The sequence below is a fragment of the Streptomyces sp. H39-C1 genome (assembly GCF_027158125.1).
Lineage (GTDB): Bacteria > Actinomycetota > Actinomycetes > Streptomycetales > Streptomycetaceae > Actinacidiphila > Actinacidiphila fildesensis.
In genome coordinates this window covers 1-16,378 of the sequence record NZ_JAPVLS010000018.1, presented here as the reverse complement: position 1 = coordinate 16,378, position 16,378 = coordinate 1, and the positions used below count along the sequence as shown (strand labels likewise).

At 70.6% G+C, this 16,378-nt stretch carries 14 protein-coding genes and 1 pseudogene; 14 read left to right on the top strand and 1 reads right to left on the bottom strand.

Going from position 1 to position 16,378, the window contains the following annotated elements; translation table 11 throughout:
* Positions 1 to 82 precede the first annotated feature (82 nt).
* Positions 83 to 583 (bottom strand): transcriptional regulator BldD, encoded by a 501-nt coding sequence (gene bldD / locus O3W51_RS14460; RefSeq protein WP_138352602.1) that lies wholly within the window; start codon positions 581 to 583, stop codon positions 83 to 85.
* Between the two features lie 237 nt (positions 584 to 820).
* Between bldD and pyrR the strand changes: the two genes are divergently transcribed.
* The 14 genes and pseudogenes from pyrR to O3W51_RS14390 form a co-directional block, all read left to right on the top strand.
* Positions 821 to 1,393 (top strand): bifunctional pyr operon transcriptional regulator/uracil phosphoribosyltransferase PyrR, encoded by a 573-nt coding sequence (gene pyrR, locus O3W51_RS14455; RefSeq protein ID WP_138352601.1) that lies wholly within the window; start codon positions 821 to 823, stop codon positions 1,391 to 1,393.
* 83 nt (positions 1,394 to 1,476) lie between these two features.
* Complete coding sequence (locus O3W51_RS14450) at positions 1,477 to 2,508, top strand: aspartate carbamoyltransferase catalytic subunit (protein ID WP_138352600.1); 1,032 nt, start codon at positions 1,477 to 1,479, stop codon at positions 2,506 to 2,508.
* Entirely contained in the window at positions 2,505 to 3,791 is a 1,287-nt protein-coding gene (locus O3W51_RS14445; protein WP_138352599.1) for a dihydroorotase, read from the top strand. The genes O3W51_RS14450 and O3W51_RS14445 overlap by 4 nt, the downstream gene beginning before the upstream one ends.
* Positions 3,788 to 4,432, top strand: coding sequence for a PH-like domain-containing protein (locus O3W51_RS14440; protein WP_244809091.1), 645 nt, complete (start codon positions 3,788 to 3,790; stop codon positions 4,430 to 4,432). The genes O3W51_RS14445 and O3W51_RS14440 overlap by 4 nt, the downstream gene beginning before the upstream one ends.
* The gene (gene carA / locus O3W51_RS14435; RefSeq protein ID WP_269286057.1) at positions 4,429 to 5,571 is read left to right on the top strand and encodes a glutamine-hydrolyzing carbamoyl-phosphate synthase small subunit; all 1,143 of its coding nucleotides are present in this window, start codon (positions 4,429 to 4,431) and stop codon (positions 5,569 to 5,571) included. The genes O3W51_RS14440 and carA overlap by 4 nt, the downstream gene beginning before the upstream one ends.
* Positions 5,564 to 8,875 carry a carbamoyl-phosphate synthase large subunit gene (gene carB / locus O3W51_RS14430; RefSeq protein ID WP_198357472.1) on the top strand — a complete coding sequence of 1,104 codons (3,312 nt, stop codon included), beginning with the start codon at positions 5,564 to 5,566 and terminating at the stop codon, positions 8,873 to 8,875. Before carA ends, carB begins: the two co-directional genes overlap by 8 nt.
* A 77-nt stretch (positions 8,876 to 8,952) precedes the next feature.
* Positions 8,953 to 10,062 (top strand): quinone-dependent dihydroorotate dehydrogenase, encoded by a 1,110-nt coding sequence (locus O3W51_RS14425; RefSeq protein ID WP_138352596.1) that lies wholly within the window; start codon positions 8,953 to 8,955, stop codon positions 10,060 to 10,062.
* Entirely contained in the window at positions 10,059 to 10,904 is an 846-nt protein-coding gene (pyrF, locus tag O3W51_RS14420) for an orotidine-5'-phosphate decarboxylase (RefSeq protein ID WP_138352595.1), read from the top strand. Before O3W51_RS14425 ends, pyrF begins: the two co-directional genes overlap by 4 nt.
* Before the next feature lie 255 nt (positions 10,905 to 11,159).
* Positions 11,160 to 11,483 carry an integration host factor gene (locus tag O3W51_RS14415; RefSeq protein ID WP_138352594.1) on the top strand — a complete coding sequence of 108 codons (324 nt, stop codon included), beginning with the start codon at positions 11,160 to 11,162 and terminating at the stop codon, positions 11,481 to 11,483.
* A gap of 38 nt (positions 11,484 to 11,521) precedes the next feature.
* Complete coding sequence (gene gmk / locus O3W51_RS14410; RefSeq protein WP_269286054.1) at positions 11,522 to 12,115, top strand: guanylate kinase; 594 nt, start codon at positions 11,522 to 11,524, stop codon at positions 12,113 to 12,115.
* Between the two features lie 44 nt (positions 12,116 to 12,159).
* The gene (rpoZ, locus tag O3W51_RS14405) at positions 12,160 to 12,429 is read left to right on the top strand and encodes a DNA-directed RNA polymerase subunit omega (RefSeq protein WP_138352592.1); all 270 of its coding nucleotides are present in this window, start codon (positions 12,160 to 12,162) and stop codon (positions 12,427 to 12,429) included.
* Positions 12,430 to 12,528: 99 nt separating this feature from the next.
* Entirely contained in the window at positions 12,529 to 13,737 is a 1,209-nt protein-coding gene (gene coaBC, locus O3W51_RS14400; protein WP_138352591.1) for a bifunctional phosphopantothenoylcysteine decarboxylase/phosphopantothenate--cysteine ligase CoaBC, read from the top strand.
* 232 nt (positions 13,738 to 13,969) lie between these two features.
* The gene (metK, locus tag O3W51_RS14395) at positions 13,970 to 15,178 is read left to right on the top strand and encodes a methionine adenosyltransferase (RefSeq protein WP_138352590.1); all 1,209 of its coding nucleotides are present in this window, start codon (positions 13,970 to 13,972) and stop codon (positions 15,176 to 15,178) included.
* Positions 15,179 to 15,274: 96 nt separating this feature from the next.
* Positions 15,275 to 16,378 (top strand): annotated as a pseudogene (locus tag O3W51_RS14390) (primosome assembly protein PriA); the annotation flags it as partial.

Genomic DNA, 16,378 nt, shown 5'->3' with positions numbered 1-16,378 from the left:
GCAAACAGAACCGCCCGGGGCGGTGTCCCTGCGGACACCGCCCCGGGCGGTACGTTTCTGCACTTGTGTTTGACAGCCGTTTTCAGCCGTCTTCGTGCTGAACCGCGCGGCGCGCGTCGGCGTCGAGGACGCCCCAGCCGATGAGCTGCTCGGTGAGGACCGACGGCGACTGGTCGTAGATCACGGCCAGCGTGCGCAGGTCGTCCTGGCGGATCGACAGCACCTTGCCGTTGTAGTCCCCGCGCTGGCTCTGGATGGTGGCGGCGTAGCGCTGCAGCGGACCGGCCTTGTCCGGCGGGACCTGGGACAGTCGCTCCAGGTCCAGGACAAGCTTCGGCGGCGGCTCGGCGGCCCCGCCCGGCGTGGTGCCGGGCAGCAGTTCCTGGACCGGCACTCCGTAGAAGTCCGCCAGCTCGGCGAGTCGCTGTACGGTCACGGCGCGGTCGCCACGCTCGTACGAGCCGACGACGACGGCCTTCCAGCGGCCCTGGGACTTCTCCTCGACGCCGTGAAGGGAGAGACCCTGCTGCGTGCGGATGGCGCGGAGCTTGGCTCCGAGCTGTTTGGCGTAATCGCTGGACATAAGGCTCCCCGGACGGAATCTCGGTGACTCACTGTGAGGTTACGCAGCGTAATTTGACTTCGTCAAGCCGAATGGTCCGGACCGGTCTCCCTGTACTGCACGAGCGTCCGATTCGTACCGGTGTGCCTATCGTGCGGGTGACCGCCCGAGAACGCGACCTGCGCGCCTGGTAACGTGAGGCTGTATCCCTGGCGTCCTTTAAGACCCGTCCTGTGAGGCGGGGAAGGAGAGCCCTTCATGGCTGAAGACCGCAGTACATCCGCACGCCCGGTGCTCGAAGCACCGGACATGGCCCGGGTCCTGACCCGCATCGCCCACGAGATCGTCGAACGCGCCAAGGGCGCCGACGACGTGGTGCTCCTCGGCATTCCCACCCGCGGTGTCTTCCTCGCCCGCAGACTGGCCGACAAGCTCGCCGACATCACCGGCCGCAAGGTCCCGGTCGGGTCGCTCGACATCACCATGTACCGCGACGACCTGCGGCTGCACCCGGCCCGCGCGCTGGCCCGCACCGACATCCCCGGTGACGGCGTCGACGGCCGGCTGGTGATCCTCGTCGACGACGTGCTCTTCTCGGGCCGCACGATCCGCGCCGCCCTCGACGCGCTCAACGACATCGGCCGGCCGCGAGCCGTACAGCTCGCCGTCCTGGTCGACCGCGGCCACCGCGAACTCCCGATCCGGGCCGACTACGTCGGCAAGAACCTCCCCACCTCGCTGCGCGAGACCGTCAAGGTCCACCTCACCGAAGAGGACGGCCGTGACACGGTCCTCCTCGGCGTGCGCGAGGGCTCCCCGGCGGACGAATAGCGCAAGCACGGCCCGGACCCCTGTGTGGTCCGGGCCCACGAGCATGCCCTCCGCCGTCCCAGTACCCCCTTCGGAGTGACCCGATGAAGCGCCACCTGATCTCGGCCGCCGACCTGACCCGCGACGACGCCATCCTCGTACTCGACACCGCCGAGGAAATGGCCCGCGTGGCCGACCGGCCGATCAAGAAGCTGCCGACCCTGCGCGGCCGCACCGTCGTCAACCTCTTCTTCGAGGACTCGACCCGCACCCGCATCTCCTTCGAGGCCGCCGCCAAGCGGCTCTCCGCCGATGTCATCAACTTCTCCGCCAAGGGCTCCTCGGTCTCCAAGGGCGAGTCCCTCAAGGACACCGCGCTGACCCTGGAGGCGATGGGCGCCGACGCCGTCGTCATCCGGCACGGCTCCTCCGGAGCCCCGCACCGGCTCGCCACCTCCGGCTGGATCGGCGGCTCGGTCGTCAACGCCGGTGACGGCACCCACGAACACCCCACCCAGGCGCTGCTCGACGCCTTCACCATGCGCCGCCACCTGGCGGGCGCGAAGGACGGCGGCCCCACGTTCCACCGCGGCCCCGGTGACGGAAGCGGGCGCGATCTGGCGGGCCGCCGGATCACGATCGTCGGCGACATCCTGCACAGCCGGGTCGCCCGCTCCAACGTCCATCTGCTCAACACGCTCGGCGCCCAGGTCACCCTGGTCGCCCCGCCGACCCTGCTGCCGATCGGCGTGGACACCTGGCCCTGCGACGTCTCCTACGACCTGGACGCGGTGCTCGCCAAGTCCGACGCCGTGATGATGCTGCGGGTGCAGAGCGAACGGATGAACGCCGCGTTCTTCCCCACCGAGCGCGAGTACTCCCGCCGCTACGGCCTCGACGGCGGCCGGATGGCCGCCCTGCCGGAACACGCCATCGTCATGCACCCCGGCCCGATGAACCGCGGCATGGAGATCACCGCCGAGGTCGCCGACTCCGAGCGCTGCACCGTCGTCGAGCAGGTCGCCAACGGCGTCAGCATCCGGATGGCCGTCCTGTACCTGCTGCTCGGCGGGAACGAACCCGCCATCGCCACGGCCGCCCCCGCCGCCCGCACCGAGGAGAACCACCAGTCATGAGCAAGACCCTGATCCGAGGCGCGAAGATCCTTGGCGGCGACCCGCAGGACGTCCTGATCGACGGCGAGACGATCGCCGCCGTCGGAACCGCTCTGGAGGCCGGCGACGCCACCGTCGTCGAGGCCGACGGCATGATCCTCCTGCCGGGCCTCGTCGACCTGCACACCCATCTGCGCGAGCCGGGCCGCGAGGACTCCGAGACGGTCCTGACCGGCACCCGCGCCGCCGCCATCGGCGGCTACACCGCCGTGCACGCGATGGCCAACACCTTCCCCGTCGCGGACACCGCGGGCGTCGTCGAGCAGGTCTGGCGGCTCGGCCGCGAGTCCGGCTACTGCGACGTGCAGCCGGTCGGCGCCGTCACCGTCGGCCTGGCGGGCAAGCAGCTCGCCGAGCTCGGCGCGATGGCCGACTCCGCCGCCGGTGTGCGGGTCTTCTCCGACGACGGCAAGTGCGTCGACGACGCGGTGATCATGCGCCGCGCGCTGGAGTACGTGAAGGCCTTCGACGGTGTCGTCGCCCAGCACGCCCAGGAGCCCCGCCTCACAGAGGGCGCCCAGATGAACGAGGGCATCGTCTCCGGCGAACTGGGCCTGATCGGCTGGCCGGCCGTCGCCGAGGAGTCGATCATCGCCCGCGATGTGCTGCTCGCCGCGCACGTCGACTCCCGGGTGCACATCTGCCACCTGTCCACGGCCGGCTCCGTCGAGATCGTCCGCTGGGCCAAGTCCAAGGGCTGGAACGTGACCGCCGAGGTCACCCCGCACCACCTGCTGCTCACCGACGAGCTGGTCCGCTCGTACAACCCGGTCTACAAGGTCAACCCGCCGCTGCGCACCGAGGCCGACGTCATGGCGCTGCGCGAGGCGCTGGCCGACGGCACCATCGACTGCGTCGCCACCGACCACGCGCCGCACCCGCACGAGGACAAGGACTGCGAGTGGGCCGCGGCCGCCATGGGCATGGTGGGCCTGGAGACCGCGCTGTCCGTCGTCCAGCAGACGATGGTCGACACCGGTCTGCTCGACTGGGCCGGCGTCGCCGACCGCATGTCGGCGCGGCCCGCCGCCATCGGCCGGCTGGCAGGACACGGACGGCCGGTCGCCGCGGGCGAGCCCGCGAACCTCACTCTCGTCGATCCGGCATACCGTGGAGTGGTGAACCCCGCGGGCTTCGCCTCCCGCAGCCGCAACACCCCGTACGAGGGCCGCGAGCTGCCGGGCCGGGTGATCGCCACCTTCCTGCGGGGCAGGGCGACGGTCGTGGACGGGAAACTCGCGTGACAACTCTGACTCTTCTGCTGGCGGCGGACCAGAAGTCCCAGCAGGTCACCGACTGGTCCGCACGGATCGGCTGGATCGTCGGCCTGGGCCTGTTCGTCGCGCTCGTCTACTGGCTGATGCGCGAGGGCTGGAAGTGGCGCGGCACCCTGCAGGGCGGCCTGCCCGAGCTGCCCACCGCCCCCGAGGACGGCGCCGAACCGCTGCTGACCCTCGAGGGCCGCTACCACGGCAGCACCACCGCGGGTCAGTGGCTTGACCGCATCGTCGCCCACGGTCTCGGGGTGCGCAGCATGGTCGTGCTCACTCTGACGGAGCAGGGCCTGCGCGCGGAACGGACCGGCGCGCCGGACTTCTTCGTCCCCACCGCCGCACTGCGCGGCGCCCGGCTCGACAAGGGCATCGCCGGCAAGGTCCTCACCGAGGGCGGCCTGCTGGTGATCACCTGGGAGCACGGCGGCCGGCTCATCGACTCGGGCTTCCGCTCCGAGCACGCGGCCGAGCACGCCGGCTGGGTCGACGCGGTCGACTCCATGGCATCAACATCCGGGGCCGCGGCATCCGCAGCGGACGCCCCCGAACCCGACCAGCACCCCGGCGACAGTGCCGTCGCCGCCCCGCTCCACCAGGAAGGCCCACGATGACGACCTCCACTCAGCGGGCAGACAGGACCCCCGCCGTACTCGTCCTGGAAGACGGCCGGATCTTCCGCGGCCGTGCTTACGGCGCGGTGGGGGAGACCTTCGGCGAGGCCGTCTTCTCCACCGGCATGTCCGGTTACCAGGAGACGCTGACCGACCCGTCGTACCACCGCCAGGTGGTCGTCATGACGGCCCCGCACATCGGCAACACCGGCGTCAACGACGAGGACCCGGAGTCCTCCCGCATCTGGGTCGCCGGCTATGTGGTCCGCGACCCCGCCCGGGTCTCCTCCAACTGGCGCGCCCGCCGCACCCTCGACGAGGAACTCCGCAACCAGGGCGTCGTCGGCATCAGCGGCATCGACACCCGCGCCCTCACCCGCCATCTGCGCGAGCGCGGCGCCATGCGGGTCGGCATCTTCTCCGGTGCCGGCATCGGCACCGACGCGGACCTGCTCGCCAAGGTCCTCCAGGCGCCCGAGATGAAGGGCGCCGACCTGTCGGCCGAGGTGGCGACCAAGGAGTCGTACATCGTCCCGGCGATCGGCACCAAGCGCTTCACCGTGGCCGCGATCGACCTCGGCATCAAGGCGATGACGCCGCAGCGGATGGCCGAGCGCGGCATCGAGGTCCATGTGCTGCCCGCCACCGCGACCGTCGAGGACGTGTACGCCGTCGCGCCCGACGGGGTGTTCTTCTCCAACGGCCCCGGCGACCCGGCCACCGCCGACCACCCGGTCGCGGTGATGCGCGGTGTGCTGGAGCGGAAGACCCCGCTCTTCGGCATCTGCTTCGGCAACCAGATCCTGGGCCGCGCGCTCGGGTTCGGCACCTACAAGCTCAAGTACGGCCACCGCGGCATCAACCAGCCGGTCCAGGACCGCACCACCGGCAAGGTCGAGGTCACCGCGCACAACCACGGCTTCGCCGTCGACGCGCCGCTCGACACGGTCTCCGACACGCCCTACGGCCGGGCCGAGGTCAGCCACGTCTGCCTGAACGACAACGTGGTCGAGGGACTCCACCTCCTCGACCAGCTGGCGTTCAGCGTCCAGTACCACCCCGAAGCAGCCGCCGGCCCGCACGACGCCGCGTACCTGTTCGACCGCTTCGTATCTCTGATGGAGGGCCAGCGTGCCTAAGCGCACCGATATCCAGTCCGTCCTGGTCATCGGCTCCGGCCCGATCGTCATCGGCCAGGCAGCGGAGTTCGACTACTCCGGTACCCAGGCCTGCCGGGTGCTGAAGTCCGAGGGCCTGCGGGTCATCCTCGTGAACTCCAACCCGGCCACGATCATGACCGACCCCGAGATCGCCGACGCCACCTACGTCGAGCCGATCACGCCGGAGTACGTCGAGAAGATCATCGCCAAGGAGCGCCCCGACGCGCTCCTGCCCACCCTCGGCGGCCAGACCGCGCTCAACACGGCGATCTCGCTGCACGACAACGGCGTCCTGGACAAGTACAACGTCGAGCTGATCGGCGCCAACGTCGAGGCGATCAACAAGGGCGAGGACCGCCAGCTCTTCAAGGGCGTCGTCGAGGCCGTCAACGCCAAGATCGGCTACGGCGAGTCCGCCCGCTCCGTCATCTGCCACTCGATGGACGACGTCATCTCGGGGGTGGACACCCTCGGCGGCTACCCCGTCGTCGTCCGCCCGTCCTTCACCATGGGCGGCGCCGGCTCCGGCTTCGCCCACGACGAGGAAGAACTGCGCCGTATCGCCGGCCAGGGCCTCACGCTCTCGCCGACCACCGAGGTGCTCCTGGAGGAGTCCATCCTCGGCTGGAAGGAGTACGAGCTGGAGCTGATGCGCGACCGCAACGACAACGTCGTGGTCGTCTGCTCCATCGAGAACTTCGACCCGATGGGCGTCCACACCGGCGACTCCATCACCGTCGCCCCGGCGCTGACGCTGACCGACCGCGAGTACCAGAACCTGCGGGACGTCGGTATCGCGATCATCCGCGAGGTCGGCGTCGACACCGGCGGCTGCAACATCCAGTTCGCGATCAACCCCGAAGACGGCCGCGTCATCGTCATCGAGATGAATCCGCGGGTCTCGCGCTCCTCGGCGCTCGCCTCCAAGGCCACCGGCTTCCCGATCGCCAAGATCGCCGCCCGGCTCGCCGTCGGCTACACGCTCGACGAGATCCCGAACGACATCACCGAGAAGACCCCGGCGTCCTTCGAGCCGACGCTCGACTACGTCGTCGTCAAGGTGCCGCGCTTCGCCTTCGAGAAGTTCCCGGCGGCCGACGCGACCCTCACCACCACCATGAAGTCGGTCGGCGAGGCCATGGCGATGGGCCGCAACTTCACCGAGGCGCTGCAGAAGGCGCTGCGCTCGCTGGAGAAGAAGGGCAGCCAGTTCACCTTCACCGGCGAGCCCGGCCACAAGGACGCGCTGCTGGCCACGGCGGCGGTGCCGACCGACGGCCGGATCAACACCGTCATGCAGGCGATCCGCGCCGGCGCCACCCCGGAGGAGATCTTCGACGCGACGCGGATCGACCCGTGGTTCACCGACCAGCTCTTCCTGATCAAGGAGGTCGCCGACGATCTGGCGGCCGCCGACAAGCTCGGCCCCGAGCTGCTCGCCGACGCCAAGCGGCACGGGTTCTCCGACATTCAGATCGGTGAGATCCGGGGACTGCGCGAGGACGTCGTGCGCGAGGTCCGGCACGCGCTGGGGGTGCGCCCGGTCTACAAGACGGTCGACACCTGCGCCGCCGAGTTCGCCGCCAAGACCCCGTACTTCTACTCGTCCTACGACGAGGAGTCCGAGGTCGCGCCGCGCGAGAAGCCCGCCGTGATCATCCTCGGCTCGGGCCCCAACCGCATCGGCCAGGGCATCGAGTTCGACTACTCCTGCGTCCACGCCTCGTTCGCGCTGCACGACGCGGGCTACGAGACCGTGATGGTCAACTGCAACCCCGAGACCGTCTCGACGGACTACGACACCTCCGACCGCCTGTACTTCGAGCCGCTGACGCTCGAGGACGTGCTGGAGATCGTGCACGCCGAGTCGCTGGCCGGCCCGATCGCGGGCGTCATCGTCCAGCTCGGCGGCCAGACCCCACTCGGCCTGGCGCAGGCCCTCAAGGACAACGGGGTGCCGATCGTCGGCACCTCGCCCGAGGCCATCCACCTTGCCGAGGACCGCGGCGCCTTCGGCCGCGTCCTGGCCGAGGCCGGACTGCCCGCCCCCAAGCACGGCACCGCGACCACCTTCGACGAGGCCAAGGCCATCGCCGACGAGATCGGTTACCCGGTCCTGGTCCGCCCGTCGTACGTGCTCGGCGGCCGCGGTATGGAGATCGTCTACGAGGAGGCCCGGCTCTCCTCGTACATCGCCGAGTCCACCGAGATCAGCCCGACCCGCCCGGTCCTGGTCGACCGGTTCCTCGACGACGCCATCGAGATCGACGTCGACGCGCTCTACGACGGCACCGAGCTCTACCTCGGCGGCGTCATGGAGCACATCGAGGAGGCCGGTATCCACTCCGGCGACTCCGCCTGCGCACTGCCCCCGATGACCCTCGGCGGCTACGACATCAAGCGGCTGCGCGCCTCCACCGAGGCCATCGCCAAGGGTGTCGGCGTCCAGGGTCTGATCAACATCCAGTTCGCGCTGGCCGGGGACATCCTCTATGTCCTCGAGGCCAACCCGCGCGCCTCGCGCACCGTCCCCTTCACCTCGAAGGCGACCGCGGTGCCGCTGGCCAAGGCCGCCGCCCGGATCTCGCTCGGTGCGACCGTCGCCGAACTGCGGGCCGAGGGCATGCTCCCGAAGACCGGCGACGGCGGCACCCTGCCGCTGGACGCGCCGATCTCCGTCAAGGAGGCCGTCATGCCGTGGAGCCGCTTCCGCGACATCCACGGCCGCGGCGTCGACACCGTGCTGGGCCCGGAGATGCGCTCCACGGGCGAGGTCATGGGCATCGACTCCGTCTTCGGCACCGCCTACGCCAAGTCCCAGGCCGGCGCGTACGGCGCGCTGCCCACCAAGGGCACCGCGTTCATCTCGGTGGCCAACCGCGACAAGCGCAACCTGGTCTTCCCGGCCCGCGCGCTCGCCGACCACGGCTTCGAACTGCTCGCCACCTCCGGCACCGCCGAGGTGCTGCGCCGTAACGGCATCCACGCCACCATCGTGCGCAAGCAGAGCGAGGGCACCGGCCCGGACGGTGAGCCGACCGTGGTGCAGCTGATCCACGACGGCAAGATCGACCTGATCGTCAACACCCCGTTCGGCACCGGCGGCCGCCTCGACGGCTACGACATCAGGACCGCCGCGGTCTCCCGCGGTGTCCCGTGCCTGACCACGGTGCAGGCGCTCGCCGCCGCCGTGCAGGGCATCGACGCGCTCAACCGCGGTGACATCGGGGTCAGATCGCTGCAGGAACACGCGGAACGGCTGAACGCCGCCCGCGAGGGATAGCGCCAGGAGGGGGACACCGACCGGTGTCCCCCTCGCCATGTGACCGCCGCCCCGCAGAATCCCGTAGAAGGCTCCGCATGTATCCCCTCCTCTTCCGACTGCTCTTCCGGCGCATGGACCCCGAGCGGGCGCACCACCTGGCGTTCGCCTGGATCCGGTTCGCCGCCCGCGTCCCGGTCCTGCGTACCCTCGTGGCGGCCGTGCTCGCGCCCCGCCACAAGGCGCTGCGCACCGAGGCGCTGGGCCTGCGCATGCACGGCCCGTTCGGCCTCGCGGCCGGCTTCGACAAGAACGCCGTCGCGATCGACGGCATGGCGATGCTCGGCTTCGACCACATCGAGATCGGCACCGTCACCGGGCAGCCGCAGTCCGGCAACCCGAAGAAACGGCTCTTCCGCCTCGTCCAGGACCGGGCGCTGATCAACCGCATGGGCTTCAACAACGAGGGCTCCGCCGCGGTCGCCGCCCGGCTGGCGGCCCGTAACCCGGTCTTCCGGACGACGGTCGGCGTCAACATCGGCAAGACCAAGGTGGTCCCCGAGAACGAGGCCACCGGGGACTACGTGACGTCCACCGAGCGGCTCGCGGCCCACGCGGACTACCTCGTCGTCAACGTCTCGTCGCCGAACACCCCGGGCCTGCGCAATCTGCAGGCCGTCGACCAGCTGCGCCCGCTGCTGACCGCGGTGCGCGAGGCCGCCGACCGCACGGTCACCACCCGCCGGGTACCGCTGCTGGTGAAGATCGCCCCCGACCTGGCCGACGACGACATCGACGCGGTCGCCGACCTCGCCGTCGAACTCGGTCTGGACGGCATCATCGCCACCAACACCACGATCGCCCGCGACGGCCTGGGGCTGACCTCGGACCCGGCGCTGGTCCAGGAGACCGGCGGGCTGTCCGGCGCTCCGCTGCGATCCCGCTCACTGGAGGTGCTGAGCCGGCTGTACGCCCGGGTCGGCGACCGGATCACCCTGGTCGGGGTCGGCGGCGTCACGACCGCCGACGACGTCTGGGAGCGCATCCTGGCCGGCGCCACCCTGGTCCAGGGGTACAGCGCCTTCATCTACGAGGGCCCGTTCTGGTGCCGCGCCCTCCACAAGGGCCTCGCGGCCCGGCTGGCCGCGAGCCCGTACGCCACCCTCGCCGACGCGGTCGGCGCCGAACACCGGAAGGTGAGCTCATGAGCGTGGAGAACCTGGAACCCTTCGGCGCGCGGCTGCGGCACGCGATGGACACCCGCGGTCAGCTCTGCGTCGGCATCGACCCGCACGCGGCGCTGCTGACCTCCTGGGGCCTCAACGACGACGTGGCCGGTCTGGAGCGCTTCACCCGCACCGTGGTCGAGGCCCTCGCCGACCGGGTCGCCGTCCTCAAGCCGCAGAGCGCGTTCTTCGAGCGCTTCGGCTCGAAGGGCATCGCCGTGCTGGAGCGGGCCGTCGCCGACGCCCGCGCCGCCGGCGCGCTGGTGCTGATGGACGCCAAGCGCGGTGACATCGGCTCCACCATGGCCGCCTACGCCGCCACGTTCCTCGACAAGGACTCCCCGCTCTTCTCCGACGCGGTCACCGTCAGCCCGTACCTCGGCTTCGGCTCGCTGCGCCCCGCGCTGGACGCGGCGCGGATCTCCGGCGCCGGGGTCTTCGTCCTCGCTCTGACCTCCAACCCGGAGGGCGCCGAGGTCCAGCGGGCCACGGCGGCGAACGGTAAGTCGCTCGCCCAGGTGATGCTCGACCACATCGCGGCGGAGAACGCCGGCGAGCGGCCGCTCGGATCCGTCGGCGCCGTGGTCGGTGCCACCCTCGGCGAGGCCGGCGCGGACCTGGACGTCAACGGGCCGCTGCTGGCCCCCGGTATCGGCGCCCAGGGCGCGACGCCCGCCGGTCTTCCCGGGCTCTTCGGGTCCGCGGTCGGCAACGTCCTCCCGAGCGTGAGCCGCGATGTGCTGCGGCACGGCCCCGACGCGGCCGGACTGCGGGACGCCGCGGCCCGGTTCTCCGACGAGGTCCGTGCCGCCCTGGCGGGCTGAGCGGCAACCGGCGCCCTTCAGGACCCCTGTCGGGAGCCGCGACAGCGTCAACCGGTGCCGATATGTCCTAAAAATCCCAGCGGATCGAGTCTGACCAGGACTTTTCGTCTGTTCTCGCTGACTTGAGCCGCCGTGACCGCTAGTCTCCGACGAGAGCGAGCACGCAAGTGCTTCGTTCGTTGCCCTGCAGGTGAGGGCGACTAGGTTCCACAACCGGTCCGTATCCGACAGTTCGATATCCGAGGTGACGTAGGCGTGGCTCTTCCGCCCCTTACCCCTGAACAGCGCGCTGCCGCGCTCGAGAAGGCCGCTGCGGCTCGCCGGGAGCGCGCCGAGGTCAAGAATCGGCTCAAGCACTCCGGCGCTTCGCTGCACGAGGTCATCAAGTCGGGCCGAGAGAACGATGTCATCGGCAAGATGAAGGTCTCGGCCCTCCTTGAGTCCCTGCCCGGTGTGGGCAAGGTCCGCGCCAAGCAGATCATGGAGCGGCTCGGCATCTCCGAAAGCCGCCGGGTGCGGGGTCTCGGCTCCAACCAGATCGCATCTTTGGAGCGTGAATTCGGCGGCGGCGCCGCCTGACGGTCCCCAGCACCTCCGGGAACCGGGATAATCGCTTCATGGCTGCAACATCCCGGGGGACGTCCCCCGTGCCCCCGGACGTACGTCCGCGGCTGACCGTGCTCTCCGGCCCCTCCGGGGTCGGCAAGAGCACGGTCGTCGCTCATATGCGCAAGGTCCACCCCGAGGTATGGCTCTCGGTGTCGGCCACCACTCGTCGGCCACGGCCGGGCGAGCAGCACGGAGTGCACTACTTCTTCGTGGACAACGACGAGTTCGACAAGCTCGTCGCCAACGGTGAACTGCTGGAGTGGGCCGAGTTCGCGGGCAGCCGCTACGGCACCCCGCGCAAGGCGGTCCTGGACCGGCTCGACGCGGGCGAACCCGTGCTGCTGGAGATCGATCTGCAGGGTGCCCGGCTGGTCCGCCAGTCGATGCCCGAGGCGCAGCTCGTCTTCCTGGCCCCTCCGAGCTGGGACGAGCTGGTCCGCCGGCTCACCGGGCGGGGCACCGAATCGCCCGAGGTGATCGAGCGGCGGCTGGCCGCGGCCAAGGTCGAACTGGCTGCCGAATCCGAGTTCGACATCACCCTTGTCAATACCTCCGTCGAGGATGTAGCACGTGAGCTGCTAGCCTTGATGAGAGTTGTATGATCCACTTCCATTCTTTTCCACAAGCAAGTAGGGGTAGGTAGAGAATGTCCTCTTCCATCACCACGCCCGAGGGCATCATCAACCCGCCGATCGACGAGCTGCTCGAGGCCACGGACTCGAAGTACAGCCTGGTGATCTACGCGGCCAAGCGCGCGCGCCAGATCAACGCGTACTACTCCCAGCTCGGTGAAGGCCTGCTGGAGTACGTCGGCCCCCTGGTGGACACCCACGTCCACGAGAAGCCGCTGTCGATCGCGCTGCGCGAGATCAACGCGGGACTGCTGACCTCCGAGGCCATCGAGTCGGCCGGCTAGCAGTACCCGAATCCTTGTCACCACGGGCCCGGCAGCACCGCTGCCGGGCCCGTGGTGTGTGATGGACACCAGAGAATCCACAGCTCGGCGGGAGAGACGATGGGCCAGCCACAGGTCGTCCTGGGGGTGAGCGGCGGGATCGCCGCCTACAAGGCGTGCGAGCTGCTGCGGCGGCTCACCGAGTCCGGGCACGGCGTACGCGTGGTCCCCACCGATTCGGCGCTGCACTTCGTGGGAGAGGCCACCTGGTCGGCGCTGTCCGGCAACCCCGTCTCGACCCGGGTGTGGGACGACGTCCAGGAAGTCCCGCACGTCAGGATCGGCCAGCACGCCGACCTCGTGGTGGTCGCCCCGGCCACCGCCGACCTGCTCGCCAAGGCCGCGCACGGCCTCGCCGACGACCTGCTCACCAACACTCTGCTCACCGCGCGATGTCCGGTGGTGTTCGCGCCGGCCATGCACACCGAGATGTGGGAACACCCCGCCACCCAGGAGAACGTCGCCACCCTGCGCCGCCGGGGCGCGATCGTGATCGAGCCCGCCGTCGGCCGGCTGACCGGTGTGGACACCGGCAAGGGCCGGCTGCCCGACCCCGCCGAGATCTTCGAGGTCTGCCGCCGGGTGCTCGCCCGCGGCCCGCGGGGGCTCGCGACCGATCTCGCCGGGCGCCATGTGGTGATCAGCGCCGGCGGCACCCGTGAGCCGCTGGACCCGGTGCGCTACCTGGGCAACCGCTCCTCGGGCAAGCAGGGCTACGCACTGGCCCGTACGGCGGTCGCCCGCGGCGCCCGGGTCACCCTGGTGGCCGCCAACACCGACCTCGCCGACCCGGCGGGCGCCGATGTGGTGCGGGTCGGCACCGCGCTGCAGCTGCGCGAGGCGGTGCTGAAGGCGGCGGCGGACGCCGATGTGGTCGTCATGGCGGCGGCCGTGGCGGACTTCCGGCCCGCGTACTACGCCGAAGGCAAGATCAAGAAGAAGGACGACCAGGAGCAGCCGCCCCTGGAACTCGTCCGCAACCCCGACGTCCTCGCCGAACTCGCCACACAACGTTCATACCCCGGACAGCTCATCGTCGGGTTCGCCGCCGAAACCGACGATGTACTGGCGAACGGTCGGGCCAAACTGCTCCGCAAGGGCTGTGACCTGCTCGTTGTCAACGAGGTCGGGGACCACAAGGCGTTCGGCTCCGAGGAGAACGAAGCCGTGGTGCTGGGTGCGGACGGCAGCGAGACCCCGGTACCGTACGGTCCGAAGGAAGCCCTCGCCGACCAGGTGTGGGATCTCACGCTGGCCCGGTTGACGTGAAATAGTTTCCTCCGGGTGTACCAAAACCGGAATTCTGCGGCATTCTGCCCGTGCGACAAGGCCGATCGTCGTACCGGCGCCAGTGGTGTCGCAGGTCACGGCATATCCAAGTACCGAGATGGCTTGTCGGTCCGGCCGGAGCGAACGATAAACTAGCCACGGAACGCCGGGCGCAGCCCCGCGCGTCCCACCCCATGATCAGCCAGCAGCCGCTGCAACCCCAGGGAGCAATGTGTCCCGCCGCCTGTTTACCTCGGAGTCCGTCACCGAGGGACATCCCGACAAGATCGCTGACCAGATCAGCGACACGATCCTCGACGCCCTCCTCAAGGAGGACCCGACCTCCAGGGTCGCGGTCGAGACGCTGATCACCACCGGCCAGGTGCACGTCGCCGGTGAGGTCACCACCAAGGGATACGCGGACATCGCGACCCTGGTGCGCAACAAGATCCTCGAGATCGGCTACGACTCGTCGAAGAAGGGCTTCGACGGCGCCTCGTGCGGCGTCTCGGTGTCCATCGGCGCGCAGTCGCCCGACATCGCCCAGGGTGTGGACACCGCTTACGAGCAGCGTGTCGAGGGTGACGAGGACGAGCTCGACAAGCAGGGCGCCGGCGACCAGGGCCTGATGTTCGGCTACGCCTGCGACGAGACCCCCGAGCTGATGCCGCTGCCGATCCACCTGGCACACCGGCTCGCCCGCCGGCTCTCCGAGGTCCGCAAGAACGGGACCATCCCGTACCTGCGCCCGGACGGCAAGACCCAGGTCACCATCGAGTACGACGGCGACAAGGCCGTCCGCCTCGACACCGTGGTCGTCTCCTCGCAGCACGCCTCGGACATCGACCTCGAGTCGCTGCTCGCGCCCGACATCCGCGAGTTCGTCGTCGAGCACGAGCTCAAGGCGCTGCTCGGTGACGGCATCAAGCTGGAGACCGAGGGTTACCGCCTGCTGGTGAACCCGACCGGTCGCTTCGAGATCGGCGGCCCGATGGGCGACGCCGGCCTCACCGGCCGCAAGATCATCATCGACACCTACGGCGGCATGGCCCGTCACGGCGGCGGTGCCTTCTCGGGCAAGGACCCGTCCAAGGTCGACCGTTCCGCCGCGTACGCCATGCGCTGGGTCGCCAAGAACGTCGTCGCCGCGGGCCTCGCCTCGCGCTGCGAGGTCCAGGTCGCCTACGCGATCGGCAAGGCCGAGCCCGTGGGTCTGTTCGTCGAGACCTTCGGCACCGCGTCCGTGGACGTCGAGAAGATCGAGCAGGCCATCGCGTCGGTCTTCGACCTGCGCCCGGCCGCGATCATCCGCGACCTGGACCTGCTGCGTCCGATCTACTCCCAGACCGCCGCGTACGGCCACTTCGGCCGCGCGCTGCCGGACTTCACCTGGGAGCGCACCGACCGTGTCGAGGCGCTGCGCGCCGCCGCCGGTCTGTAGGACCCGGCAGCAGACACACCCGCACCACGCGTACGGCCCCGGACCCTGCGGTCCGGGGCCGTCGCGCTGTCCGGGACGTCTGGTAGGACTGGGGCTGTGAGCAGCGAGGACGAGCGGACGAATCCACCGGCGGGGGAGCAGCTGGCGCTCATCCGCGAGTCCGTGCGCAAGGCGAAGGAACCCAAGGCCAGGCGTGGCACCTGGCGCGGTGCCGATCTCGCCGAGGGGCTGCCCGTCGCCCGCGTCCTGGTCGACAAAGGCGTGCTGCACCTCGACAAGTACTTCGACTACGCGGTGCCCGCCGCGATGGACGCGGACGCGCAGCCCGGGGTCCGGGTCAGGGTCCGCTTCGGCGCCGGGGCGCACAACGTCGTCAGCGGACGCCGTGAGGGCGGCGGGCTGATCGACGGTTTCGTCGTCGCCCGGCTCACCGAGTCCGACTACGCAGGCCCGCTCGCGGCGATCGCCCAGGTGGTGTCCCCGGAGCCGGTGCTCAGCCCGGCGCTGCTGCGGCTCTGCCGCGCGGTCGCCGACCGGTACGCCGGATCGCTCGCCGACGTGATCCAGCTCGCCGTGCCCGCCCGGCACGGCCGGGTGGAGAAGAAGCCCTCCCCGGAACCGCCCGCCACCCCCGCCCCACCGGAGCCCGGCACCTGGTCGCGCTATCCGACCGGCCCCGCGCTGCTGCGCGCGCTGGGCCGCGGTGACTCCCCGCGCGCCGTGTGGACCGCGCTGCCGGGCCCGCACTGGCCCGCCGAGCTGGCCGCCGCCATCGCCGCCCCCCTCGCCTCGGGCCGCGGCGCGCTCGCGGTGCTGCCCGACGGCCGGGCCGCCGCCCGGGTCGACGCGGCGCTCACCGCGCTGCTCGGCGAGGGCCACCACGTCCTGCTCACCGCGGATGCCGGCCCCGAGGCGCGCTACCGGCGCTGGCTGGCGGTCAGCCGGGGCGCCGTCCGGGCGGTCGTCGGCACCCGGGCCGCGATGTTCGCCCCGGTGCAGGACCTCGGCCTGGTCGCGCTGTGGGACGACGGCGACTCCAGCCACGCCGAGCCGCACGCCCCCATGCCGCACGCCCGGGACGTGCTGCTGCTGCGGGCCACGGAGGAGCGGGCGGCCTTCCTGCTCGGCGGCCTCATCCGCACCGTCGAAGGCGCCCAGCTCGTCGAGACCCAGTGGGCGCTGCCGGTGGACGCCACCCGT

Bases quoted from the DNA above. Each gene is read 5' to 3' on its own strand.
- bldD (WP_138352602.1), bottom strand. From the start codon at position 583: ATGTCCAGCGATTACGCCAAACAGCTCGGAGCCAAGCTCCGCGCCATC.
- pyrR (WP_138352601.1), top strand. From the start codon at position 821: ATGGCTGAAGACCGCAGTACATCCGCACGCCCGGTGCTCGAAGCACCG.
- O3W51_RS14450 (WP_138352600.1), top strand. From the start codon at position 1,477: ATGAAGCGCCACCTGATCTCGGCCGCCGACCTGACCCGCGACGACGCC.
- O3W51_RS14445 (WP_138352599.1), top strand. From the start codon at position 2,505: ATGAGCAAGACCCTGATCCGAGGCGCGAAGATCCTTGGCGGCGACCCG.
- carA (WP_269286057.1), top strand. From the start codon at position 4,429: ATGACGACCTCCACTCAGCGGGCAGACAGGACCCCCGCCGTACTCGTC.
- O3W51_RS14425 (WP_138352596.1), top strand. From the start codon at position 8,953: ATGTATCCCCTCCTCTTCCGACTGCTCTTCCGGCGCATGGACCCCGAG.
- pyrF (WP_138352595.1), top strand. From the start codon at position 10,059: ATGAGCGTGGAGAACCTGGAACCCTTCGGCGCGCGGCTGCGGCACGCG.
- gmk (WP_269286054.1), top strand. From the start codon at position 11,522: ATGGCTGCAACATCCCGGGGGACGTCCCCCGTGCCCCCGGACGTACGT.
- rpoZ (WP_138352592.1), top strand. From the start codon at position 12,160: ATGTCCTCTTCCATCACCACGCCCGAGGGCATCATCAACCCGCCGATC.
- coaBC (WP_138352591.1), top strand. From the start codon at position 12,529: ATGGGCCAGCCACAGGTCGTCCTGGGGGTGAGCGGCGGGATCGCCGCC.